Origin of the sequence: Caballeronia temeraria, from assembly GCF_001544795.2 — a bacterium.
GTDB lineage: Bacteria > Pseudomonadota > Gammaproteobacteria > Burkholderiales > Burkholderiaceae > Caballeronia > Caballeronia temeraria.
The window spans coordinates 71,652-95,104 of the sequence record NZ_FCOI02000026.1; the positions used below are offsets into that span (position 1 = coordinate 71,652).

The 23,453-nt window shown below is 63.0% G+C and carries 25 protein-coding genes; 13 read left to right on the forward strand and 12 right to left on the reverse strand.

What is annotated here, in order from left to right; genetic code table 11:
* Positions 1 to 16 precede the first annotated feature (16 nt).
* The 4 genes from AWB76_RS28685 to AWB76_RS28700 all read left to right on the forward strand — a co-directional run bounded on the left by AWB76_RS28685 (position 17) and on the right by AWB76_RS28700 (position 5,042).
* The gene (locus AWB76_RS28685) at positions 17 to 1,192 is read left to right on the forward strand and encodes a UxaA family hydrolase (protein WP_061163503.1); all 1,176 of its coding nucleotides are present in this window, start codon (positions 17 to 19) and stop codon (positions 1,190 to 1,192) included.
* 155 nt (positions 1,193 to 1,347) lie between these two features.
* A complete protein-coding gene (gene dctA / locus AWB76_RS28690; protein WP_061163504.1) occupies positions 1,348 to 2,655 on the forward strand; it encodes a C4-dicarboxylate transporter DctA in 1,308 nt (435 codons plus the stop codon).
* A complete protein-coding gene (locus tag AWB76_RS28695; RefSeq protein WP_061163505.1) occupies positions 2,652 to 3,737 on the forward strand; it encodes an Ldh family oxidoreductase in 1,086 nt (361 codons plus the stop codon). Before dctA ends, AWB76_RS28695 begins: the two co-directional genes overlap by 4 nt.
* A gap of 33 nt (positions 3,738 to 3,770) precedes the next feature.
* The gene (locus AWB76_RS28700) at positions 3,771 to 5,042 is read left to right on the forward strand and encodes a cation:dicarboxylate symporter family transporter (protein WP_061163506.1); all 1,272 of its coding nucleotides are present in this window, start codon (positions 3,771 to 3,773) and stop codon (positions 5,040 to 5,042) included.
* 13 nt (positions 5,043 to 5,055) lie between these two features.
* Here the strand turns inward: AWB76_RS28700 and AWB76_RS28705 are convergent, their stop codons facing one another.
* Positions 5,056 to 5,274 carry a hypothetical protein gene (locus AWB76_RS28705; protein ID WP_061163507.1) on the reverse strand — a complete coding sequence of 73 codons (219 nt, stop codon included), beginning with the start codon at positions 5,272 to 5,274 and terminating at the stop codon, positions 5,056 to 5,058.
* Positions 5,275 to 5,450: 176 nt separating this feature from the next.
* A complete protein-coding gene (locus tag AWB76_RS28710; protein WP_061163508.1) occupies positions 5,451 to 5,654 on the reverse strand; it encodes a cold-shock protein in 204 nt (67 codons plus the stop codon).
* 196 nt (positions 5,655 to 5,850) lie between these two features.
* On the opposite strand from AWB76_RS28710, the gene AWB76_RS28715 reads away from it, so the two are divergent.
* Positions 5,851 to 6,264 carry a nuclear transport factor 2-like protein gene (locus tag AWB76_RS28715; protein ID WP_061163509.1) on the forward strand — a complete coding sequence of 138 codons (414 nt, stop codon included), beginning with the start codon at positions 5,851 to 5,853 and terminating at the stop codon, positions 6,262 to 6,264.
* A 6-nt stretch (positions 6,265 to 6,270) separates the two neighbouring features.
* Here the strand turns inward: AWB76_RS28715 and ttdB are convergent, their stop codons facing one another.
* Genes ttdB through AWB76_RS28730 form a run of 3 tightly spaced genes read right to left on the reverse strand, consistent with a single transcriptional unit; the run spans position 6,271 to position 9,124 of the window.
* Entirely contained in the window at positions 6,271 to 6,879 is a 609-nt protein-coding gene (ttdB, locus tag AWB76_RS28720; protein ID WP_061163510.1) for a L(+)-tartrate dehydratase subunit beta, read from the reverse strand.
* Positions 6,876 to 7,775 carry a L(+)-tartrate dehydratase subunit alpha gene (gene ttdA / locus AWB76_RS28725; RefSeq protein ID WP_061163511.1) on the reverse strand — a complete coding sequence of 300 codons (900 nt, stop codon included), beginning with the start codon at positions 7,773 to 7,775 and terminating at the stop codon, positions 6,876 to 6,878. The genes ttdB and ttdA overlap by 4 nt, the downstream gene beginning before the upstream one ends.
* Before the next feature lie 47 nt (positions 7,776 to 7,822).
* Entirely contained in the window at positions 7,823 to 9,124 is a 1,302-nt protein-coding gene (locus AWB76_RS28730; protein ID WP_061163512.1) for an MFS transporter, read from the reverse strand.
* Between the two features lie 178 nt (positions 9,125 to 9,302).
* Between AWB76_RS28730 and AWB76_RS28735 the strand changes: the two genes are divergently transcribed.
* Positions 9,303 to 10,226, forward strand: coding sequence for a LysR family transcriptional regulator (locus AWB76_RS28735; RefSeq protein ID WP_061163513.1), 924 nt, complete (start codon positions 9,303 to 9,305; stop codon positions 10,224 to 10,226).
* Between the two features lie 7 nt (positions 10,227 to 10,233).
* Here the strand turns inward: AWB76_RS28735 and AWB76_RS28740 are convergent, their stop codons facing one another.
* Positions 10,234 to 11,166 carry a LysR family transcriptional regulator gene (locus AWB76_RS28740; protein WP_061163514.1) on the reverse strand — a complete coding sequence of 311 codons (933 nt, stop codon included), beginning with the start codon at positions 11,164 to 11,166 and terminating at the stop codon, positions 10,234 to 10,236.
* Between the two features lie 108 nt (positions 11,167 to 11,274).
* On the opposite strand from AWB76_RS28740, the gene AWB76_RS28745 reads away from it, so the two are divergent.
* The 5 genes from AWB76_RS28745 (at position 11,275) to AWB76_RS28765 (ending at position 16,320) form a co-directional block, all read left to right on the forward strand.
* Positions 11,275 to 12,360 carry a tartrate dehydrogenase gene (locus AWB76_RS28745; protein ID WP_061163515.1) on the forward strand — a complete coding sequence of 362 codons (1,086 nt, stop codon included), beginning with the start codon at positions 11,275 to 11,277 and terminating at the stop codon, positions 12,358 to 12,360.
* A gap of 246 nt (positions 12,361 to 12,606) precedes the next feature.
* On the forward strand, positions 12,607 to 13,683 hold the full coding sequence (tauA, locus tag AWB76_RS28750; RefSeq protein ID WP_096031365.1) for a taurine ABC transporter substrate-binding protein: 1,077 nt from the start codon (positions 12,607 to 12,609) through the stop codon (positions 13,681 to 13,683).
* A 56-nt stretch (positions 13,684 to 13,739) separates the two neighbouring features.
* A complete protein-coding gene (locus tag AWB76_RS28755; RefSeq protein WP_061163516.1) occupies positions 13,740 to 14,555 on the forward strand; it encodes a taurine ABC transporter ATP-binding protein in 816 nt (271 codons plus the stop codon).
* A gap of 10 nt (positions 14,556 to 14,565) precedes the next feature.
* Complete coding sequence (locus tag AWB76_RS28760; protein WP_374729957.1) at positions 14,566 to 15,453, forward strand: ABC transporter permease subunit; 888 nt, start codon at positions 14,566 to 14,568, stop codon at positions 15,451 to 15,453.
* Positions 15,454 to 15,606: 153 nt separating this feature from the next.
* A complete protein-coding gene (locus AWB76_RS28765) occupies positions 15,607 to 16,320 on the forward strand; it encodes a phosphatase PAP2 family protein (RefSeq protein ID WP_061163517.1) in 714 nt (237 codons plus the stop codon).
* Here AWB76_RS28765 and AWB76_RS28770 read toward each other — a convergent pair.
* The 3 genes from AWB76_RS28770 to AWB76_RS28780 all read right to left on the reverse strand — a co-directional run bounded on the left by AWB76_RS28770 (position 16,289) and on the right by AWB76_RS28780 (position 18,682).
* On the reverse strand, positions 16,289 to 17,482 hold the full coding sequence (locus tag AWB76_RS28770; protein ID WP_061163518.1) for a GGDEF domain-containing protein: 1,194 nt from the start codon (positions 17,480 to 17,482) through the stop codon (positions 16,289 to 16,291). The two genes, AWB76_RS28765 and AWB76_RS28770, sit on opposite strands and share 32 nt — an antisense overlap.
* Before the next feature lie 156 nt (positions 17,483 to 17,638).
* Positions 17,639 to 18,094, reverse strand: a complete 456-nt coding sequence (locus tag AWB76_RS28775; protein ID WP_061163519.1) for a response regulator — start codon at positions 18,092 to 18,094, stop codon at positions 17,639 to 17,641.
* A gap of 255 nt (positions 18,095 to 18,349) precedes the next feature.
* Positions 18,350 to 18,682, reverse strand: coding sequence for a hypothetical protein (locus tag AWB76_RS28780; RefSeq protein ID WP_061163552.1), 333 nt, complete (start codon positions 18,680 to 18,682; stop codon positions 18,350 to 18,352).
* Positions 18,683 to 18,929: 247 nt separating this feature from the next.
* Here AWB76_RS28780 and AWB76_RS28785 point away from each other — a divergent pair, with 247 nt between their 5' ends.
* The gene (locus AWB76_RS28785) at positions 18,930 to 19,133 is read left to right on the forward strand and encodes a cold-shock protein (protein ID WP_061163520.1); all 204 of its coding nucleotides are present in this window, start codon (positions 18,930 to 18,932) and stop codon (positions 19,131 to 19,133) included.
* A 143-nt stretch (positions 19,134 to 19,276) separates the two neighbouring features.
* Entirely contained in the window at positions 19,277 to 20,749 is a 1,473-nt protein-coding gene (locus AWB76_RS28790) for a mechanosensitive ion channel family protein (RefSeq protein ID WP_096031366.1), read from the forward strand.
* Between the two features lie 13 nt (positions 20,750 to 20,762).
* Here the strand turns inward: AWB76_RS28790 and AWB76_RS28795 are convergent, their stop codons facing one another.
* Genes AWB76_RS28795 through tauA (AWB76_RS28805) form a run of 3 tightly spaced genes read right to left on the reverse strand, consistent with a single transcriptional unit; the run spans position 20,763 to position 23,439 of the window.
* On the reverse strand, positions 20,763 to 21,638 hold the full coding sequence (locus AWB76_RS28795; protein ID WP_244173488.1) for an ABC transporter permease subunit: 876 nt from the start codon (positions 21,636 to 21,638) through the stop codon (positions 20,763 to 20,765).
* The gene (locus AWB76_RS28800; RefSeq protein ID WP_061163522.1) at positions 21,635 to 22,414 is read right to left on the reverse strand and encodes a taurine ABC transporter ATP-binding protein; all 780 of its coding nucleotides are present in this window, start codon (positions 22,412 to 22,414) and stop codon (positions 21,635 to 21,637) included. The genes AWB76_RS28795 and AWB76_RS28800 overlap by 4 nt, the downstream gene beginning before the upstream one ends.
* A complete protein-coding gene (tauA, locus tag AWB76_RS28805; protein ID WP_061163523.1) occupies positions 22,411 to 23,439 on the reverse strand; it encodes a taurine ABC transporter substrate-binding protein in 1,029 nt (342 codons plus the stop codon). The genes AWB76_RS28800 and tauA (AWB76_RS28805) overlap by 4 nt, the downstream gene beginning before the upstream one ends.
* Positions 23,440 to 23,453: the final 14 nt, after the last annotated feature.

Below are 23,453 nucleotides of genomic sequence, written 5' to 3' on the forward strand. Positions count from 1 at the left end.
CATCGAGAGAGACATCATGAGCGTGATTCAACTGGACACCACCTTCCGCGGCTATCGCCGTAAAAACGGCCGCGTCGGCGTGCGCAACCACGTCATCATTCTTCCCGTGGACGATCTGTCCAATGCCGCCGCGATGGCCGTCGAAAGCGCGATCAAAGGCACGATGGCCATTCCGCATCCGTACGGCCGCCTGCAATTCGGCGCGGACCTCGACCTGCACTTCCGCACGCTGATCGGCGCGGGCAGCAATCCGAACGTGGCGGCGGTCGTGGTGATCGGCATCGAGGAAGGCTGGACCAAGCGCGTGGTGGATGGCATCGCGAAGTCGGGCAAGCCGGTGATGGGCTTCGGCATCGAACTGCACGGCGATCACGACACGATCATGCGTGCATCGAAAGCGGCGAAGGAAATGGTGCAGTACGCGACCGCGCTCGAGCGCGAGGAATGCCCGATCAGCGAACTGTGGGTCTCGACGAAGTGCGGCGAATCCGATACCACGTCCGGCTGCGGCGCGAATCCGACCGTCGGCAATGCGTTCGACAAGCTCTATGGTCTCGGCAATACGCTTGTCTTCGGCGAGACGTCGGAACTGACGGGCGGCGAGCAGATCGTCGCGGCGCGTTGCGCGAACGACAGCGTGCGCGAACGCTTCCAGTTCATGTTCGACCGCTATCAGGACATGATCAATCGCTGGAAGACGGACGATCTTTCGGAATCCCAACCAACGAACGGAAACATCGCGGGCGGGCTGACGACCATCGAAGAAAAGGCGCTCGGCAATATCCAGAAGATCGGCAAGAAGTGCATGGTCGACGGCGTGCTCGACAAGGCCGAAGAACCGACGCACTCCGGTCTGTGGTTCATGGATTCATCGTCGGCGGCGGCGGAAATGGTGACGTTGTGCGCGGCGTCGGGATTCGCGGTGCACTTCTTCCCGACGGGACAGGGCAACGTGATCGGCAATGCGATCGTGCCCGTCATCAAGATCTGCGCGAATCCGCGCACCGTGCGCACGATGGGCGAGCATATCGACGTGGATGTGTCCGGGATCTTGCAACGCGAGCAGAACCTCGACGAAACCGGCGACAAGCTGCTCGAATGCATGCTCGCGACGGCGAACGGCCGCTGGACCGCCGCCGAAACGCTGGGCCATCGCGAGTTCGTGCTCACGCGCCTCTTCGAAAGCGCGTAAGCACGCGAAGGCCCGGTCTCATCGTCACGTAGAAGCACACAGTCAGCAGTCCCCGTCCGGTGCGCGCGCCGGTTCGACAGCCGTCACAGAAACGGCGCGAACCGGGTTCGCGCGCCCGTCGTCATCTTGCAGCAGCGAGTGGAGGAGACACCATCTTGCGCGTGCTCAAGCATCTCTACGTCCAGGTCCTGATCGGCCTGGCGGCCGGCATTGTCGTCGGTTACTTCGCGCCTACGCTCGGCGTGCAATTCAAGCCTCTCGGCGATACCTTCATCCGTCTGATCAAGATGCTCATCACGCTTCTGATCTTCTGCACGGTTTCCGTCGGCATCGCGCGCATGGAAAGCCTGAAGCAGGTCGGACGCGTGGGCTTCAAGACGATCCTCTACTTCGAGGTCGTGACGACGATCGCGCTCGTCATCGGTCTCGTCGTCGCGAATGTCGTGCATCCGGGCGCGGGTCTCGACATCGATCCGAAAACGCTCGATCCGGGCGCGGTCTCGCATTTCGTCACCGAAGTGCATACGTCGGAACACAAGAGCTTGCTGGAAGAGCTCGTGCCGAATTCGGTCGTCGGTGCGTTTGCGCGCGGCGATCTGCTTCAGGTGCTGCTGTTTTCCGTGCTGTTCGGCGTCGCGTTGTCGCTGATGTCCGAGCGCAGCAAGTTCCTGGCGCAAGGCATCGAACAACTGGGCGACGCGCTGATGCGCATCGTCGAGATGATCATGCGTCTCGCGCCGCTCGGCGCGTTCGGGGCGATTGCGTTCACGGTCGGCAAGTACGGCATCGGCACCTTGCAGCAGCTCGGCCTGCTGATCCTCTGCTTCTACGTGACGAGCATTCTGTTCGTCGTGCTCGTGCTCGGCACCGCATGCCGATGGGCCGGCGTGAGCCTGTGGTCGCTGCTGCGCTATCTGCGTGAGGAGTTGCTGATCGTGCTCGGCACGTCGACGACCGAATCCGTGCTGCCGCGCCTGATGGAAAAGCTCGAACGGCTCGGCTGCCCGAAGTCGGTTGTCGGTCTCGTGCTGCCGACCGGCTATTCGTTCAATCTCGACGGCGCGGCCATCTATCTCACGATGACCTCGCTCTTCATCGCGCAGGCGACCAACACGCATCTCACGCTGATGCAGCAACTCGGCCTGCTCGCGATCCTGCTTCTCACGTCGAAGGGCGGCGCGGGCGTGGCAGGCGCGGCGCTCGTCGCGCTGACGGCAACACTCTCGTCGCATAACATCATTCCTGTGGCGGGCATCACGTTGATCATCGGCATCGACCGCGTGCTCAACGAGATTCGCGCGCTCGTCAACATGATCGGCAATGCGGTCGCGACGCTCGTGGTCGCGCGCTGGGAAGGCGTGTTCGATGTCGAAACCGCGCGTGTCATACTCGCAGACCCGCGCGCCGCGCTCGAAGAAGAGACGCGCATGTTGATCGAACCCGCTCAGGATATGCAGAAATGACCGCAGCCGAAGACATCATCCTCTCGCCGACCACGCTGCACGCACTGGCGCGCCGCGCGCTGCTCGAAGCGGGCGCGACCGAGGCCACCGCCGAGGCCACCGCGAAAGCGCTCGTCTATGCGGATGCGCGCGGCCTCTCGTCGCACGGCGTCGCGCGCCTGCCGATGTATCTCGCGCAATTGCGCAACGGGCGCGTCGATGCAGCAGCAGTGCCCACGATCGTGCGCGACAAGGGCGCGGCGTTTCTCGTCGATGCCGCCGATGGTCTCGCGTTCGACGCCTGCGCATTCGCGATCTCGACCGGCATCGAACGCGCGCGCACGTTCGGCACGGCGGCGGCGAGCGTCACGCGCAGTCATCATTTCGGCGCGGGCGCGTATCACCTCGAAGCGGTCGGCCGCGCGGGACTGGTCGGCCTCGCGTTCAGCAATGCGCCGGGCTCGATGCCCGTGTGGGGCGGCAAGCATCCGTTGCTCGGCACCAATCCGATCGCCGCGGTGTTTCCGCGCGCCCAGGCCGAGCCGTTGATGATCGACCTGTCTTTATCGCAAGTGGCGCGCGGCAAGATCATGGTCGCGGCGCGCGACGGCAAACCGATTCCCGAAGGCTGGGCGACGACCATCGACGGCAAACCAACCACCGATGCGCACGCCGCGCTCGGCGGCATGATGCTGCCCTTCGGCGGCGCGAAGGGCGCCGTGCTCGCGCTGATGGTCGAACTGCTCGCGGCGGCGCTCTCGGGCGCGCAGTTCGGTTCGGAAGCGGGTTCGTTTCTGACCGAAGAGGGGCCGCGCTCGGGCGTCGGACATCTCTTCTGGCTGCTCGATCCGGATGCGCTGGCGGGTTCTCGCGTCTATCAGCAGCGCATCGAAACACTCATTGAACTGATGCTCGTGGATGAAGACGTGCGCTTGCCCGGTTATCGCCGGCACGAGATCGCGGCGGCGAGCGAACGCAAGGGCATCGCGGTCAATCGCAAGCTCGTCGACCAACTGCGCTCGCTCGCGAACGACACCGAAAGCAATTACGACGACTCACGCACAGGAAACACCGCACATCCCGCTTCTTCCCCAGCGATATAAAAGCAGGCGTCTTCATGACGCCCGGAGACAAGCATGCGAAAGATCTTCCGTCAGATTTACGTGCAGGTTCTCATCGCAATCGTGGCCGGCGCGTTGCTCGGCCATTACTTTCCCCATGCTGGGCAAAGCGTCGCGCCGTTGAGCACGGCGTTCATCAAGCTGGTGAAGATGGTGACCGCGCCGCTGATCTTCGTGACGATCGTGCTCGGCGCGAAAGAGATGGGCGGCGCGGGCGCGCTCGGGCGTATCGGCGGCAAGTCGATCATTTTGTTCGAGTTGACGACGACCATCGCGCTTCTGATCGGACTGTGGGCGGTCAACACCATTCAGCCGGGCGCGGGCATGAATCTGACGCCGAGTTCCATCGACGCGAGCGTGCTGAACGGCTACGAACGGTCGATGCACGCATCGGGCGGCGTGATGGGCTTCCTGCTCGGCATCATTCCGGATAGCGCCGTGTCCGCCTTCGCGAACGCGGACATGCTTCAGGTCGTATTGTTCTCGACGCTTTTCGCAATCGGCCTCTCGCATGCGGGCAAGACGGGCGAGACGGCGTACAAGTTTTTCGAAGGCGTGGGCAGCGCGCTCTTCGGCGTCGTGCGCATCGTGATGCGGCTTGCGCCCATCGGCGCGTTTGGCGCGATGGCATATGCCGTCGGCAAGTTCGGCTTCGGCACGATGAACTCGCTGTTGATGCTGCTCGTCACGGTGTATGCGGCGACGCTCGCGTATATTGTGCTGATACTCGGCGGCATCTGTCTCATGTGCGACGTCAGCCTGTGGCGTCTGCTCAAGTACATTCGCGGCGAAATCCTGCTCGTGATCGCGACGGTGTCATCGGAAGCCGCATTTCCGCAGCTCGTGAAGAAGCTCGAAGCGCTCGGCTGCCCGAGCGGCGTCGTCGGCATCGTCATGCCGATGGGCTATACGTTCAATCTCGCGGGCACCTGCGTGGCGCAAGTGATCTGCGCGGTGTTCATCGCGCAGGCGTTCGGCATTCAATTGTCGGTGGCGGAACAGGCGGTGCTCGTCGGCATTTCGATGCTGACGTCCCGCGGCATGGCGGGCGTGGCCGGAGCGAGCTTCATCTGCCTGCTCGCGACGCTCGCCGCGTTCAAGCATATTCCGATCGAGGGTGCGGCGATCGTGCTGGGTGTCGATCGCTTCATCGCGGAAATTCGCGCGACGACGAACATGATCGGCAACGCGGTCGCGACGGTGGCCGTCGCGCATTGGGAGCGTCAGCGCGACGATGTGTGCATGCGCGAAACGCTCGGCATGCCGCCGAAGGTCGCGACGCGATAGCGGGACTTGGTGTTCAGCCTCTTGCGTCGATCCATTCGCGCGCCCAGCGCTTCGAAAAGTCGAGTGCGTCGGATTCTTTCGAGAAGTAATCGAGTGAGTAGAAGCGATACTGCGTATCGGTTTGTTCGCCGTTCGAGCGTTCCAGCAACACGTTTGCTGAGAAAGATTTGTCGCGAAGGCGATGAGCGGTCGGATGCACCGCATATCCGCGGTAATGATTGGATCTGTTCATTTTAATTTTAAGTTTGGGTGCTTTCTGCGGGAATGAGAAAGCATGAAGGCGATGCGCGTACTGAACGCGATCGGAAGACGGCAGCAGATAGAGTCTGGCCGGAAGATTCGGTGTGCGCGAGGACAGAGACGACACGATCCGGAAGCCGATGATTCGGCTTCCGGCAAACTGCAGATTTACAGCGGCTTGATGTTCGAAGCTTGCATGCCCTTCGGGCCGCGCTTCGTTTCGAAGCTTACTTTCTGACCTTCTTGCAGCGTCTTGAAACCATCCGAGCGAATTTCGGAGAAATGCGCGAAGAGGTCGTCGCCGCCGTTATCGGGGCTGATGAAACCAAAACCTTTCGTGTCGTTAAACCACTTGACGGTACCGTTGTCCATGACAATCCTGAAATAAAATTAATGTGCTCGATCGAGCGGGGCGAAGCGGCAAGGAGGGAGTGGACAACGAATACCGGAGAGAAAACGGACTATTGATGAGCAGCAATCGACTTCTTGTACTTCATCGGCGACTATACCTATCCCCACAGAAATAGTCAACTATTATTAAGACTGAATCGTTTTGCGGAGGCGAGCAATGCACGAGCAGCAGATACGCGAAATGCTGGATGCGCATTGGCGTGCATCGGCGGCGGGCGATTTCGATGCCGAGCACGACATCTACGATGACGATGCCATCTGCGACTATCCGCAATCGGGCGAACGGATTCGCGGACGATTCAACTTGCAGACGCTGCGCAGCCGTCATCCGGGCAGGCCGTCCGGCTTCGAAGTCAGACGGATGCAAGGCGAAGGCAATCTTTGGATCACGGAATACACGATCTCGTACGAAGGCCGCATCGCGTACACGGTGAGCATCATGGCGTTTCGCGATGCGAAGGTCATCCACGAGACCCAGTATTTTTCGGAAGCTTTCGATCCGCCCGCCTGGCGCAGCCAATGGGTCGAGCGGATGCCGCAAGGCGGCGCCGCCCCTCGCGGCGCCGCCTGAAGCGGACTATTTGATGAAACTGAGTTCCTTGCTGATCTTTTCGAGGATTGGCTTTTTCCGTTCGTTGAAGACTGCCTTGTTCTCTTGAATGAGATTGTTGCCCTTCGTATCGATCGAAATGATCAGCGGGCCGAACTCCTTCACGCGATTGATCCACAAGGTTTCGGGCATGCCGAGATCCTGCCATTCGGCGCCTTCGATTTCCTCGACGAGCGTCGCCGCGAGCACCGCGCAGCCGCCCGGAAAGATGGCATGAACCGCCTTGTGCTCCATGCAGCCCGCGGCCGTTTCCGGTCCCATGCCGCCTTTGCCGACGATCAGCTTCACGCCGGTCTGCTCGATGAACTCGCGCTCGAACTTCTCCATGCGCATGCTCGTCGTCGGTCCGATGGAAACCATCTCGAACGCGCCGTCGTCGTTCTTGCGCACGATCGGACCGGCATGAAAGATCGCGCCGCCGTTCAGATCGACGGGCAACTCGCGGCCTTGCTCGATCAGACGCCGATGCGCGACGTCCCGGCACGTGACCAGCCGTCCCGTCAGGTAGACGACGTCGCCGACGTTCAGATCCTCGAGGTCTTCGCTTTTGATCGGGGTTGTCAGGACCTTCTTCACAGCACCACTCCTTCATGCGAGAGAACTTCGTAGGACATGTCTGCATTGATGCGGATTTTGCCGCGACGATGCGCCCAGCATCCCGTGTTGACGGCCACGCCGATGGTCGACGGATGCCGCGCCGACGACTCGATGTTCACGCCCATCACGCTGTTGTTGCCGGTCAGCCCTTGAGGCCCGATGCCGACTTCGTTGAGCCCCTGTTCCAGCAACTCTTCCATCAACGCGGCGCGCGGATTGGCGCTCTTCGAATCGACGGGACGCAGGATCGCCAGCTTGGAAAGGCGCGCGGCCGTTTCGACGGAAGTGGACACACCGATGCCGACGAGCAACGGCGGGCACGCATTCACGCCGCGCTCGGTGATGACATCCATCACGAATTCGGCGACGCCTTCGTAACCTTGTCCCGGCATCAGCACCTTCGCCGCGCCGGGCAGCGTGCAGCCGCCGCCCGCCATGTAGACGTCGATCGTGCAACTGTCTTTCTCCGGCACGATGCGCCAGTCGAGCCACGGAATCTGCGTGCCGGTGTTGGTGCCCGTGTTCTTCTCGTCGAAAGTTTCGACGGCGTTGTGACGCAGCGGCCCGAGCTTCGTCGCGCCAGCCGTGGCTTCCTGAAGAATGTCTTCGAGCTCGCCGAGCAGCGCAAAATGCACGCCCGCCTCGACGAAATACTGGATGACGCCCGTGTCCTGGCAGCTCGGACGATTCAGCTTGTCGGCGGCGTCCTGATTGCTGTCCATCGAGTCGTAAATCGACTTGGCGAGCGGATTGGTTTCCATCGTGCGCAGTTCCGCGAGCTTCGCCTTGACATCCTTGGGCAGGCGCTTGCCGATATAGGCCGTGAACTTCGCCATGGTGTCCGTGACGGACTGAATGGCCGCTTCCTTTTCCATCTTGATTCCTCTGCGACGTATTGGGTGGGGGACGCGCGTGTGTTCTTTCAGTGCGCGGCGGCGTTGCTGGTGGATACCGAAGCTTTCTGCGAGCGCGCCAGCAACAAGGTCAGCACTGCAGACATCACGAGAAGACCGGCGACGAAGTAGAGGCCGCCCGAGTAGCTGCCCGTCGATTCCTTCAGCCAGCCGATGACAGCCGGGCCCGCGAAACCGCCGAGGTTGCCGATCGAATTGATCGTCGCGATGCCGGTGGCGGCGGCCGCGCCGGAGAGGAACATCGTCGGCATGGTCCAGAGGGGCGGCTTGGCGCAACTGATGCCGATATTCACGAGCGTCAGCGCAGCGATCAGACCGACGACGCTGCTGGCGACCGCCGCCACGATCAGCCCCACCGCCGCTGCGACGCAGGCCAGCACGACGTGCCACGTGCGCTCGCCGGTGCGGTCCGAATGACGCGACCAGATGACCATCGCGATGACGGAGACGATCGGCGGAATCGCGTTGAGCAGGCCGACCGTCATCGACGAAACGCCCAGTTGCTTGATGATCTGCGGCGCCCAGATGCCGAGCGTGTACAAGCCCGCCGACGTGCCGAAGTAGATCAGCGACAGCGCGATCACGCGAGGATTCGCGAGGCCGCTCACGATGCCGTGCTTGGCCGTGGTGGCGCGGCTCGCGGCTTCCGCATTCATGACGCCGACGAGCCACGTGCGTTCGTCGTCCTTCAGCCACTTCGCTTTCTCGGGACGGTCGGTCATGTAGAAGAAGACGACCACGCCCAGAATCAGCGCCGGAATGGCTTCGAGGATGAAGAGCCACTGCCATCCGTGCAGGCCCATCACGCCGTTCATTTCGAGCAGCGCGGCGGACAGCGGCGAGCCGAGCGCGGTCGACAGCGGCGCGGCGGCCATCAAGAACGCGACGACGCCGGCGCGATACCGCGCGGGAAACCAGTAGCCGAGATAGAGGATGATGCCGGGGAAGAAGCCCGCTTCGGCCGCGCCGAGCAGGAAGCGGATGACGTAAAAGCTCTTCGGGCCGGTGACGAAGGCCATCGCCGCCGAGATGATCGCCCAGGTCACCATCACCCGCGCAATCCAGATGCGCGCGCCGACCTTGTGCAGCACGATGTTCGAGGGCACTTCGAACAGAAAGTAGCCCCAAAAGAAGATGCCCGCGCCGAAACCGAGCATCGACGCGGTGAAGCCGAGGTCCGCTTTCATCGTGAGCGCCGCGAAGCCGATATTGACCCGGTCGATGTACGCGATGAAGTAAAGCAGCATGATGAACGGCACGATGCGCCAGCTGACTTTGCGCAGCGTGCGCTTCTCGATATCCATTTCCATGGAACGTCTCCTGATTCTGATTGATAGGGTTCGAAGCCGTCTCGTGCGGCTTTCATACCGTCTTCGCCTGCCTGGGCTGAAGCGGTGGCCCTTTACCTGAGCTGGAACGTAGGTTAAAACCGTTGGAATCGCGTATGAATCGACATGAACTTAATTCATCATTGCAAAAAACTCACGAATGAGCACCGACTCCGAATTGGGATTCTTTTGCTTGCTGGTCAAGCAAGGCAGTCTGGCCGCGACCGCGCGCGAGTTGAATCTCACGCCGCCGGCCGTGTCGCGGCGGCTTTCGTCGCTCGAAGACAGGCTCGGCGTGCGCCTGCTCAACCGGACGACGCGGCGTATCAGCCTGACGGGCGAGGGCGAGGTGTATTTCGCGAATGCGCAACGGATATTGAGCGACATCGACGACATGGAGCGGCTCGTCTCCAGCAGCCGCGCGGCACCGAAGGGCTTGCTGCGCGTCAATGCGCCGTTGGGCTTCGGGCGCTCGTACATCGGCCCGGCGATATCGGGATTCAGCCAGGTTTATCCCGATGTCGAAGTGCAGTTGCACCTCACCGATCGGCCGATCAGCCTGCCGGACGAGAGCATCGACGTATCCGTGCGCTTCGGCGAAATGCCGGATTCGCGGCTGATCGCGAAGAAGATCGCATCGAACCGGCGTCTGCTGGTGTCATCGCCGGGGTATTTGCGTGCGGCCGGCGTTCCGGCGCATCCGCACGATCTGACGTCGCATCAGTGCATCGTGCTGCGTCAGAACGAGGCCGCTTACGGCAACTGGCGTCTCGCGCGCGGCGGGCGCACGGAGACGGTGAAGGTGCACGGCAAGTTGAGCACCAACGACGGCGAAGTGGCGCTGAACTGGGCGCTGGAAGGCCACGGCATCCTGATGCGCGCGGAGTGGGATATCGCGAAATATCTTCGCAGTGGCCGGCTGGTTCAGGTGCTGAGCGACTACGACACACCGCCCGCCGATATCTACGCGGTCTATCCCGAACGGCTGAATCTGTCGCCGAAGGTGGCGGTGTTCGTCGATCACCTGCGGCAGTATCTCGGCCAGCACGCGGATGGCCCGTCGCCGGTCGCGTCGCCCTGGTAGCGGCGTGTCATTTGCCGATTCCGGCGTCGTCGTCGCTTTTCAACTCCCGCGCGATGAAATCCACGAACGCGCGAATGCGATTCGACATCTGATGCCGCTGTGAGTAGACCGCGAAGATATCGGCGTTGGGCGTTTCGTGATCGGGCAGCACGCGCACGAGCGAGCCATCGGCGAGATACGGCTTGAGATCCCATTCGGCGCGCATCAGGATGCCGTGGCCTTCGAGCGCCCACTTCACGGCGATTTCGCCGTCGTTCGTCGTGAGCGTGCCGTTGATCCGCACCGCTTCCGTCTTGCGCGCCGCGCCGCGTCCGGAGGTCAGCCGCCATACGCCGTAGGCTTCGTCGCCCTGACGAATGCCGATGCAGTTATGCCGCGTGAGATCGTGCGCGGCGAGCGGCATGCCGTGCGAGTCGATATACGACGGCGCCGCGCACAACAGCCGCCGGTTTCCGGCGAGGCGCCGCGCGATCACGCGCGTATCGGGCGGTTCGCCGAAACGGATGCAGACGTCGAATTTATCGTCGGTGAGCGGCGGCGGCGTGACCGACAACTGAAGCTGCACGGACACCTGCGGATAGAGCCTGCTGAAACGCGAAATCAGCGGCGCGATGTGACTGCGCCCGAATCCGAGCGTCGCGTTCACGCGCAGCAGACCTTTCGGGATTTGCTTGGCGGCGCCGAGCAACTCGGACAGCTCGTCGATTTCATCGAGAATCCGGCGCGCGTGTTCGAGATAAAGCTCGCCCTCCGGCGTCAGCATCATGCGCCGCGTGGTGCGATTGACGAGCGCCACGCCGGCGCGCGCCTCCATCTGCGCAAGACGCTTGCTGACGGCTGCCGCCGTGAGGCCGAGTTCGCGCGCGGCGGCGCTCAGACTGCCGGCCGCCGACAGCGTGGAAAAGAAGCTCAGGTCGGCGGGCTGAACGGCATCGGCCATGACGGGATTTGTAACTTGAAGTTAAATATGCTTTGAGTCTAGCACCGGTTTTAGAGCGGGAATGCGGTTAGAGTTTGCCTACACCGATAAACCTTGAAGGACGGAGACATGAAGACTTATCGCATCGCAACCATTCCCGGCGACGGCATCGGCAAGGAAGTCGTTCCGGCAGGCCAGCAAGTGCTCGAAGCGCTTGCCAAGTCCACGCAGTCGTTCGCCTTCGAGTTCGAGACCTTCGACTGGGGCGCGGACTACTACCGCCAGCACGGCGTGATGATGCCCGCGAACGGACTGGACGCGATCCGCGACAAGGACGCCATTCTCTTCGGTTCGGCGGGCGATCCGGACGTGCCCGATCACATCACGCTGTGGGGCCTGCGTCTCAAGATTTGCCAGGGCTTCGACCAGTACGCGAACGTGCGCCCGACGCGCATCCTGCCGGGCATCGACGGGCCGCTGAAGCGCTGCAAGCCGGAAGACCTGAACTGGGTGATCGTGCGGGAGAATTCCGAAGGCGAGTATTCCGGCGTGGGCGGCCGCGTGCATCAGGGACATCCGATCGAAGTCGCAACCGATGTATCGATTCTCACGCGCGCCGGCGTCGAACGCATTCTGCGCTTTGCGTTCCGTCTCGCGCAGTCGCGTCCGCGCAAGCTGCTGACCGTCGTCACGAAGAGCAACGCGCAGCGTCACGCGATGGTGATGTGGGACGAGATCGCGAACGAAGTCGCGGCCGAATTCCCCGATGTCAAATGGGACAAGGAACTCGTCGATGCCGCCACCGCGCGCATGGTGAATCGTCCGCAAACGCTCGATACGATCGTCGCGACGAACCTGCACGCCGACATTCTCAGCGATCTCGCCGCGGCGCTCGCGGGCAGTCTGGGCATCGCGCCGACGGGCAATATCGATCCGGAGCGCCGTTATCCGTCGATGTTCGAACCGATTCACGGCTCCGCGTTCGACATCATGGGCAAGGGGTTGGCGAATCCCGTCGGCACGTTCTGGTCGGTCGTCATGCTGCTCGAACATCTCGGTGAATTCGATGCGGCCAAGCGTGTCATGCAGGCCATCGAAGCCGTGACCTCCGACAAGTCGCTGCACACCGGCGATCTCGGCGGCACCGCCACCACTGCGCAGGTCACCGCCGCCGTCTGCGCACTCGTCGACAAGCAGGCAGCCAACGCGGCCTGACCTTCCTTCTCAGCGCGCTCGGTCTCACGGACGGGCGCGCTCGACATCGGCCTCATCTTCACAGACGGACGCGCGAGCGCCGCCCGCCCGCCATGTGGACTCAACGATTGTTCCCGTCTGGCACTAACTTCCTGGATTTTTCGCTGTGGATACTCGGTCATCGGTTCGCCGCACGCGCGGCAGGCCGCACCGAAACGGGGAATGCCGCGCCGGCGAGCCCGATTTTCCACCTCTCCAGGAACCGTCATGAAAACGATCCGCGTCTCCGGCTTGAAACGCCTGCCCGGCAAGTTGCTTCGAAAGATCTCGCCGGCGCGTGCGCTGGCCACGCTCGCGATCGCCGCGTGCGCGTGGGGCGTCGCACAGTCGGCGAGTGCCGAAGACAAGGAAGTGACGATCGCGTACCAGCAGATCGTCGATCCGTGGGTCGTCGGCATCGCGGATGGCTCGATCGCGAAGGCGACCGGCTACAAGATCAACTGGCGGCAGTTCGAGTCCGGCGCGAAGGTCGCGACCGCGATGGCCTCGGGCGACATCAAGATCGGCGTGATCGGTTCCAGCCCGCTCGCCGCCGCCGTCAGTCAGGGCGTGGACGCGCAGCTCTTCTGGATTCTCGACAACATCAACGAAGCCGAGGCGATGGTCGTGCGCAACGGCTCGGGCATTGCGAAGCCGGCTGATCTGAAGGGCAAGACCATCGGCGTGCCGTTCGTCTCGACGACGCACTATCACACGATGTTCGCGCTGCAGCACTGGGGCATCGATCCGTCGTCGGTGAAGATTCTCAACATGCAGCCGAATCAGATCGCGGCGGCGTGGGAGCGAGGCGACATCGACGCCGCCTACGTCTGGGATCCGGCGCTCTCGCAACTCAAGAAGAGCGGCAAGGTGCTGATCACGTCGGGCGATCTGTCGAAACTCGGCAAGCCGACGTTCGACGGCATCGCGGTCGATCGCGCGTGGGGCGAGGCGCACAAGGATTTCATGGCGAAGTTCGTGAAGGCGATCTCCGATCTCGATGCGCAGTACCGCAACGATCCGTCCAAATGGACCGCGCAGTCGCAGCAGGCCGTGGCCATCGCGAAGACGATCGGCGGCGCGCCGGCGGACGTGCCGGAATCGCTCTCGCTGTACGGCTATCCGTCGGCGCAGGAACAGGCGTCGAAGCAATGGCTGGGCGGCGGCGCATCGAGCCGCGCCGCCTTCGCGCTCAAGGACACGGCGGACTTCCTGAAGCAGCAGAAGCGCGTCGATGCGGTGCTGCCGGACTATTCGAAGTTCGTGACGGCGGAGTACGTCGAAGCGGCTGAAAAGCTCAAATGAACCTGAATGCGGGCGCGTGCCGCCCGCCTTTGTCATATCCGAGTCCGGGAGGACATATGGGTTGCATGCAGGTCAGAAATGTCAATGTGGTGTTTCCTGGACGACGACCGGGCGAGCGCGTGCAAGCGCTCGACGGCATCGATCTCACCATCGGCGATGGCGAATTCGTCGTCGCGCTCGGTGCCTCGGGATGCGGAAAGACGACGCTGCTGTCGCTGATGGCGGGTTTCATCGCGCCGTCGTCGGGAGAGATGCTGCTCAACGGCCGGCCGGTCGACGGGCCGGGCGCGGATCGCGGCGTCGTGTTTCAGAAGCATGCGCTGCTGCCGTGGCTCAATGTGCTCGACAACGCGACCTTCGGCCTGAAGCTGCAGGGCGTGCCGAAGGCGCAGCGCGAGGAGATCGCCAAACGCAATCTCGCGCTGGTCGGCCTTCAGGACTTTCACAAGCACATGATCTATCAGTTGTCGGGCGGCATGCAGCAGCGCGTGGGCATTGCCCGCGCGCTGACCTGCGATCCCGCGATGCTGCTGATGGACGAGCCGATGGCCGCGCTCGACGCCCTCACGCGCGAGACCATCCAGGAGCTGCTGCTCGATGTCTGGCAGCGCACGCAGAAGATGTTTTTCTTCATCACGCACAGCGTGGAGGAGGCGCTGTTTCTGGCGAGCCGGCTGATCGTGATGTCGCCGCGTCCGGGACGCATCACGCATAGCTACGACCTCGATTTCAATCGCCGCTTTCTCGCCACCCGCGACGCGCGCGCGATCAAGTCCAGCCCCGATTTCATCGAAATGCGCGAGCGCGTGCTCGGCATCATCTACGGCGACGAGCGCGCCGCGCATCACGCCGAGGAGGTTCATCATGGTTAAGCGCGCATCGATGACGGCGCCCGGCCCCGCGATCGACAGCGGAATCGGCGCGTCGCGGCGTCCGCCGGGCAGACCCGCGCGGCAGTCGAAGAAAAGGCCGGTGAAACCGGGCGACACGTTCGGCGTGCCGGGCTACGGCAGCAGCCTCGTGATGAGCGTCGCGACCGTGGCGCTGCTCGTGGCCGGCTGGTTTCTGATCACCGGCATGCACTGGGTCAAGCCGCTCTTCCTGCCCTCGCCGCAAGCGGTTTATGCGAAGTTCATCACGGTGGCGAGCGATGGCTTCGCCAACTCGACGCTCGCCGAGCACGTCATGGCGAGCCTGCTGCGCGTGTTCGGCGCGTTCGCGCTCGCGTGCGTGACGGCGATTCCGATCGGCGTGATGATGGGCGTCTCGCGGCACGCGCGCGGCGTGTTCGATCCGCCGATCGAGTTTTACCGGCCGCTGCCGCCGCTCGCGTATCTGCCGCTCATCATCATCTGGTTCGGCATCGGCGAGTTCTCGAAGATCTTTCTCATCTATCTGGCGATTTTCGCGCCGCTCGCGATCGCCGCGCGCGCGGGCGTGCGCTCGGTGTCGATCGAGCAGATTCACGCGGCTTATTCGATGGGCGCCTCGCGCACGCAGGTGGTGACGCACGTGATTCTCAAATCCGCGCTGCCGGAGATTTTCACGGGCATGCGCATCGGCATCGGCGTGGGCTGGACGACGCTCGTCGCGGCGGAAATGGTCGCATCGACGCGCGGTCTCGGCTTCATGGTGCTCAACGCGGCCGAGTTTCTCGCGAGCGATGTGGTGATCATGGGCATTATCGTCATCGGCTTCTTTGCACTGTGCTTCGATCTGCTGATGCGCTATCTGGAAAAAGCGATGGTGCCGTGGAAAGGTCGAGTGTGAGGTTCTGACCGCGACGGTTGCGAACGCCCGGGTCACGCCTGGGCGTTCGCTTCAGACGCAATCCTCAGAAATATGCGAGGTATTGAACGTACGATTGCACGCTCGTGCACGTACGCTTTAATACGATTGATACATTTCTGTGGGTCGCGTCGCATGAACGCTTTCGATACGTCGATTCAAACCTGGGTGGTTCCCTTCGCCGCGTCTTCCTTCGCGTTCACCCACGCGGTGAACGCGATCGCAGGGTTCTACTTCGTCAAGGGCCTCGTTCCGCTAGCCGTTCTCGTCGCCATCTGGTTCCAGCCCGGCGAAACGCAGCAGTGGCGGCGCGAGACGGTCGTCGCGGCGCTGTGTGCCGGGCTCGCGGCATTTCTGCTCGGCCGTCTGCTCGCGCTCACGCTGCCATTTCGCCTGCGTCCGCTTTACGACCCTTCCGTTCATCTGTCGTTTCCCGTGGCCGATGTAACCGGCGAAGCCATGCGCTTGTGGAGTTCGTTTCCCAGCGACCACGCCGCGCTCTGGATGGCGATAGCCGTCGGCATCTTTTTCGTCTGGCGATGGATCGGCGTGCTCGCGATCGTGCATTGCGCGGTCTTCGTGTGTCTGCCGCGCGTGTATCTCGGGCTGCATTATCCGACCGATGTCATCGGAGGCGCGGTCATCGGCGCCTTCTGCGCGTGGCTCTTCACGCGCGCGCCGATTCGCACGCGCTTCGCGCCGTTCTTCGTGCGATTCATGGAGTATCGGCCGGCGGTGGGTTACATGCTCGCGTTTCTGTTCTTCTTCGAACTCGTGACGATGTTCGATGAGCCGCGCTATCTCGCGACGTTGATCATCAAGCAACTGCATCGTGGGGGCTTTCACTGAGCACTGCGGCGATGGGGGACGAGACCTCCACCCGATTGCGGCCATTGCGTTTCGCGCGATACAGCGCGTCGTCGGCCAGCTTCAACAATTGCTCGATGGTCGACTCGCGAATCCCAAGCGATGCGATCCCGATGCTGCACGTATAGGCAGGCAAGGCCGAGCCGCCCGCGCCTGCGATCCGGGATTGCAGCGCATGGGCGAGCGTCAGCGGTTCATCGACGCGGTGGCACGGAAACAGCACCGCGAATTCCTCGCCGCCCCAGCGGGCAAAGTGGGCTTCCCGGGGCAGCGCGAGCGCCGCGCGGCGGGCGAAGTCGACGAGAATGTCATCGCCCGTCGAGTGACCGTAGGTGTCGTTGATGCTTTTGAAATGGTCCAGATCGATCAACAGAAGTGAAAGGTAGCTTCCCTTCCGGCGAGAGGTTTCGCGCGCCGTTTTGTGGGCGTCCACGAGCGCTCTGCGATTGAGAAGCCCCGTGAGAGGATCGATGAGGGAAAGTTGTTCGAGATGAATTCGCAGCCGGTTGACGGCCGTGAGCATGAATCCGACCGTTATGGTCAGCGACATGAATGTGCCGCTGCTCAGATAAACGAGTTGCATCCGGTCCTGTGCATACAAGCCTTGTTGCGCGGCGCCCGGTTCCAGTGAAGTGACGATTCTCATCACCGTGATAAGCGTCTCGACGGCGAACATGGTTCCGACGATTTTCGCGCCGCTGTCCTTCTGGCTGGACCACAGAAGTTCATACGACAGACGCGCGAAGAGCAGCGCAAGAATCACATTCGTGCACATGGAGCGCCCGTAAGGGCTGAAGTCGATCCATGTCATCCAGCTCAGGCAGACCGCATCGAACAGCGCCAGCGCCGGAACGAGCCGGACGAACGGTGAACGGCCGCAATAGCGCTGGCTGCCGATGAGCCAAAGTCCTATGGCGGCGACCATGCAGATATTGCCGCCGATCACGGAGAGCCAGTCCGGCAGCGCGTCGCGCAGCGCCATGAGGAAGGCGGCGATCGAGAAAGCCAGCGAACCCTGCGCCCATTGCGCCATGCCGGGAATGTTCTTCGGAAATGTCCGGCCTATCGAAAACATCACGAGCGCCATCAGCCCCGGCATCACGGATGCCATCAGCAGGACGGTATGCAGGTCGAATGTGGGCATGATGGGCTAATCGGTGCGCGATCTGACAACGCGTTGCGAATCGGTCGACTCACCGTCGGTCAACAACCTATATCGGCAGGTGACTTGAGAACTTGAGTGACGATCGACGCAGGCGATGTGAATGAGCGCGTCGCGCGACGGAAGAAGCCCGCTTCCTTACACCGCGCCGGACAGCAGGTGACTGACCGTGCTGGTCAACTCTTCCATCAGAAAAGGCTTGCGGAGCAGATGCATGTCATGCCCGCTTTGCTGATCCCTCGCGATCTCTCCATGTCCGCTGATCAGGACGATGGCGAGATCTTCCCGCATCTGCCGCGCGAGAGCGGCGAGACGATGCCCGTCCATGCCGCCCGGAAGTCCGATATCCGTGATCAGCAGGTCGAGCCGGGCATTCGATACGACGACGGTCAGCGCGCCCGACGCATCGGGCGCTTCGAGTACGCGATAGCCCGCCTCCGTCAGCACTTCGCTCAGCAGCAGGCGGATCGCTTCTTCATCGTCGACGACGAGAATCGTCGCCGGATTGCTGGCCTTGGCCACGACCCGCTCCAGAATCGTCGCGGACACGGGCAACGCGTCTTGTCCTTCGAATCGCGGCAGATAGATGCTCACGGTGGTGCCCGTTCCCGTAACGCGACTCCTTTCCGTAGTCGAGTTCGAGACGCAATACTTCGTCGTTCAGTTCGGCAATACGAGCTTTTAGCTGCTGGGTCTCGTGCTCTGCGTGGCTCATGGAACTTTTGGAAAAGTGTGTAGATATCGCCGGGTCTCGACGGCAAGACAAAGCCACAGCAATCTGCATTCCGTCGATGCTGTCGTCGGGGGGATATGAGCCGGTGAAAGGAAAAGCGGGTGAGGTACTTTCGTCTAAAGCAAAGCAAAAAGTTCGGCGCCGCGATCTTCGAAGTGCGTTGTGCTGCGAACGAAGTGATACTGCCGGCCCGCGATTTCCACTTGGTTCCGCCCGATTCGGGTCAGGCGGCGAATGGAATTCGCTATGGAAGCCGAAATCGTTCCATAGAAGGTCAGGCCTTCCTGTCCTCCCGACGCTTTTCCCACATACATGCCGCACAGATCATTGCATTGCTGCATCATGACGAGACTCCCGCCGTCGCGAAGCGGCAGGTCGAGATATTCGGCCAATAAGAGAAGCGCTTTTGGCTCCGGATGTTCGCTGGCGGGCGGGGAGTGTGTAGTCACGGTGACCTCGGCTGGCACAGGGTATCGGCGGCTCATAACCCCGGGAGGGCAGCAATCGCCGGTCCGAACGTCCGAAAGACGTGTGCAAAGTCGAACAATTCGTGAACAATCGGGAGTTTGCACGTTCCTTGCGTGCGGGGAAGTGCGGCCCTTATTCATGATGCGCACGAAAACGACCGCTTCGTGGCGTGCGGTGCGCTGTCACCGCATGCACGATTTGACGCTAACCAGAGAGACGAGGTAACAAATGGCAACGGGCACCGTGAAGTGGTTCAACGATGCGAAGGGTTTTGGCTTTATCAGCCCGGATGACGGCGGCGAAGATCTCTTCGCACATTTTTCGGAAATCAAGGCCGAGGGATTCAAGTCGCTACAGGAAAATCAGAAAGTGACTTTCGACGTGAAGATGGGACCCAAGGGCAAACAGGCATCGAATATCAAACCTGCCTAGCAACCTCGTCGTCGGCACGGCGGTGATCCGGGGCGTCGTCTCCGGGGTGACCGCCATTGTCTGCGCTAAAGGGAAGCCGTCGCCAGCACGGCATGTCCATCAAATGTGTATTCTCTCGGAGTCGTTCCCCGAGAGGAGCACTCGTGAAATACCCCCTGATTCTGGGCTTCGGTATTGTCGCCGTGGACGTCGTCGTGTGGCGTGCAAAACTGCCCGGGAACGACCTCGCCCGGCTTTTCATACGGCTCGCGCTGTTTTTCGCGTTGAGCGGGGTGCTGTTTTCGTCTGGATTGAGCCCGTTCACGCAGGCGCCGTACGCCGACGTCATCGAGCTGCACTGGTCGGGGCAGATCCTCGAAATCATCTGGTGGTTGATGGGTGCGCGTCTGCTCACCCTGTCGCTCGACACGCTGCTGCTTCCCCGCGCCTGGAGAAAGCAGCGGCTTTTCTCCGACGTGTTCGGCGCCGTGGTCTTTCTCGCGGCGGCGGTCGCGGCGCTCGGCTTCGTGCTCGAACTCCCGGTGCGCGGACTCGTCGCGACGTCGGGCGCGCTTGCCATCGTATTGGGCCTCGCCATCCAGAGCACGTTGAGCGACGTCTTCGCGGGCATCGTCATCAACACGACGGAGCCTTATGCGATAGGCGACTGGGTGACGATCGACGACGTCGAAGGCAAGGTCGTCGAGATGAACTGGCGCGCGACGCATTTGCTGACGGGCCAGGGAAACACGCTCATCGTGCCGAACGCGGTCGCGGCGAAAGCGAAAATCACCAACAACAGCCGGCCCGGCGATGTCCACGGCGTGGCGCTCGTCCTCGAGATCGGCCCCGAAGTGCGGCCGAGGAGCGTGCTGGACGCCCTGGAGCGCGCGCTCACCGGCAGCAACGTCATCCTTTCGACGCCCGCGCCGTACGCGCGGATGAAGCGCACGACCGCCAACTCCGTCCAGTACGAAGTGGTCGCGTTCGTCGACGACATGAACAAGAAACTCGCCGTCTCCAACGAACTCTTCGACCTGTGTTATCGCCATCTCACGGCGGCCGGCGTTGCGCTGCGTGCGCTGGGCGTGGCGGCGCCGGCGCTCACATCCCACGACGAAAAAGAAGCCCTGTTGAGGCGCGTGAGCCTGTTCGACAGCCTCTCCAGCGAGGAAGTCAGCCGGCTCGCGAAGCATCTGACCCGGCACGAATATCAGGCGAATCATCAGATCCTCGCGCCCGACACGGTGCCTGACAGCTTGTCCATCGTGCATTCGGGCGTGCTGTCGGTGTCGGTCGTCGAAGCGGCGGGCCCTCGCGAGATTTCCCGTGTCGGACCGGGCGAAGCGTTCGGGGAAGCGGGACTGCTCGCCGGAATCGCGATGCAGGTGTCCATCTCGACGCTCACGCCGTCGGTGCTGTTTCAACTGGCGAAGGACGACATGACATCGTTCCTCAAGGACCATCCGGAAGTCGCGAAGCAGATGTGTCAGCTTCTGGCGTATCGGCAGGACAAGCTCGGCAAGCTGGCGATGCCGATGCCCGCGGAACGCGAGCACGACCACTCGCTGTTCCAATGGCTGATCGGCAAGGTCTGGAACCGGCATGCGTTGAGCGACGACGCCGGAAGCAACTGAGGCGCGCCTGCGCTCAGCGCCCTTTCCACGGCACGAGCCGCTTCTCCAGCGCGCGCATGCCGAAGTCGAAGATCCACGCGATCGCGCCGATCAGCACGATGCCCATCACGACCACATCGGTGCGCAGGAAGCTCGACGCGTTGAGCACCATTTGCCCGAGCCCGGCGGTGGCGGCCACCATTTCGGCGGCGACGAGCGTGGTCCAGCCGAAGCCCACGGCGATGCGCAAGCCGGTCAGAATCTCGGGCAGCGCGGCCGGCAGCACGACGTGCCGCACCATCTGCGCGAAGCTCGCGCCGAGCGACCACGCGGCGTTCACCTGTTCTGCGGTCGCGCTCTTGACGCCCGCGCGCGCGGCCATCGCGATCGGGGCGAAGCAGGCGAGCCAGATGACGACGATCTTCGCGGTTTCATCGATACCGAAATAGATGACGACGAGCGGCAGATACGCGAGCGGCGGCAGCGGCCGATAGAACTCCAGCGGCGGATCGAGCACGCCGCGCGCGATGCGGCTCACGCCCATCAAAATGCCGACCGGCACGGCCGTGACAACCGCCAGCGCGAACGCGCCGAACACGCGGATCGCGCTCCACAGGAGATGCTCGGAGAGCGGCAGGCCGCCCTGCAGCCGTCCGCGCAGCGCGTCGATGAACGCCTGCCAAACCGCCCCGGGCGATGGCAGAAAGAGCGGCGGCAGCCAGTGAAAATGCGTGGCCGCCCACCACAGCGCCGCGAGCGTCGCGACGCACAGCGTGCTGGGCAGCGCGGTCGGCCCCGCGCCCGGCATGCCGCGATAGCGTGCGCGACGTTTCGCGCGGTCGACACGTCGAGTGGTCCGCGGCGCGGTCGCGGCGCGCGGCAGCGGCACGTCCTGAGCGGGCCGGTTCACGCCGCCTCCGTTTCGGTGCGATGCAGGCGGCGCGTCAGCCGCTCGCGCCATTCGATGAACGCAGGCGACGATTTGACGGCGCGCGCATCGCGGTTGCGGATGTACTCGCGCGAAAAGTGCAGTTCGTGCACGTCCTCGATGCGGCCCTGCCCCGGCGTCATCAGCACGAGCCGCGTCGCCAGAAAGAGCGCTTCCTCCACGCTGTGCGTGATGAAGAACACCGTCTTGCGCGTGCGCGCCCATACATCGAGGACGAGTTCCTGCACGGATTCGCGGGTGAGGGCGTCGAGCGCGCCCATCGGTTCGTCCATCAGCAGCACTTCGGGATCGCTCGCGAGCGCGCGCGCAATGCCGACGCGCTGCTGCATGCCGCCCGACAGCGCGTAGACCTTCGCATGCTCGTGCTGCGCGAGGCCGACGAGCGCGAGCGTGCGGCGCGCGATCTCGTGACGCTCGTCGCGCTTCATGCCGCGAAAGCGCAAGCCGAGCGCGACGTTGTCGATGACATTCAGCCACGGCATCAGCGCATGTTTCTGGAACACGACGCCGCGTTCCGCGCCGGGTCCGTCGATCGGCTCGCCGTTCAGCGATGCCTCGCCTTCGGTCGGCTCCAGAAATCCCGCGAGGCAATTCAGCAACGTGGTCTTGCCGCATCCGGACGCACCCAGCGCCACGACGAATTCGCCGCTGCCGATCTGCAAGTCGACGCCTTTCAACGCCGGCGCGCCCGCGCCTTCATAGGTGACGCCGAGATTGCGGATGGAAAGCGATGTCATTTCGCCGCCTGCTGCGCGAAGCGCGGATCGACGCCCGTGGAGTAATCCGCGAGCACGTTCTGGATCGTGCCCTGCTGCTTGAGGAACTGCGCGGTGGCGGCGAGCGACTTCGCCGCGCCGGACTGCTGTCCGCCGCCGAGCCAGACCGGGGACGCCTGTTCGCCCGCGCTCGGGAAGGCGTAGAGCGCGAGACTCGCGGGCACATCGGCGGCGTTCGCGCCGGATTCCTGCGCGACGGCCCGCACCTCTTTCGATGCGGCGGTCCAGTCGGCCTTGTGGTCGCGGTATTGCGCGTCGGTGTCGGCGAGCACCTTGACGAGGCCGTTCAGGAACGCCGGATTGTCCTGCGCGAACTTGCGCGACGCGACGAAGCCGTCGAAGGTCGCCTTGCCCGATTCCTTCGCCACTTCGCCCGACGTGATGAGCACACGCCCGCTCTGCTTGGCCTTGGCGAGCACCGGGTCCCAGATGTAAGTCGCATCGATGTTGCCGCGCTCCCACGCCGCCGCCACTTCCGGCGGACGCAGATTGACGATCTTCACCGTCGACGGATCGACGCCCGCCTGCTGCAAGGCGACGAGCGCATGGAAATGCGACGTCGACACATACGGCACGCCGAGCGTCTTGCCCTTCAGATCGGCGAGCTTGCTCACGCCCGAACCGTTGCGCGCGACGAGCGCTTCGGCGTCGTTGATATTGTCGAGAATCCAGAAGAGCGAGAGATCGACGCCTTGCGACAAGCCCGCCGCGATCGGGCTGGAACCCGCTTCGCCCACTTGTATGGAGCCCGAAGCGAGCGCACGGACGACATCCGCGCCGCTGCCCAGCTTGCGGTAGGTGACCTTGTAGCCGGTGGCCTTCTCGACGGCGCCGCTCGCCTGTGCATAGCGCCAGGGCACGACCATGTCCTGATAGCCGATGACGACTTCGCGCGTGTCGGCGTGTGCGTGAACGGGCGCAATAGCAGCCAGGACGAAGGAAGCGATGCCGGCGATCAGCGCGCGGCGATGGTTCGTGTGTTTCATGGAACGGGCGAAGT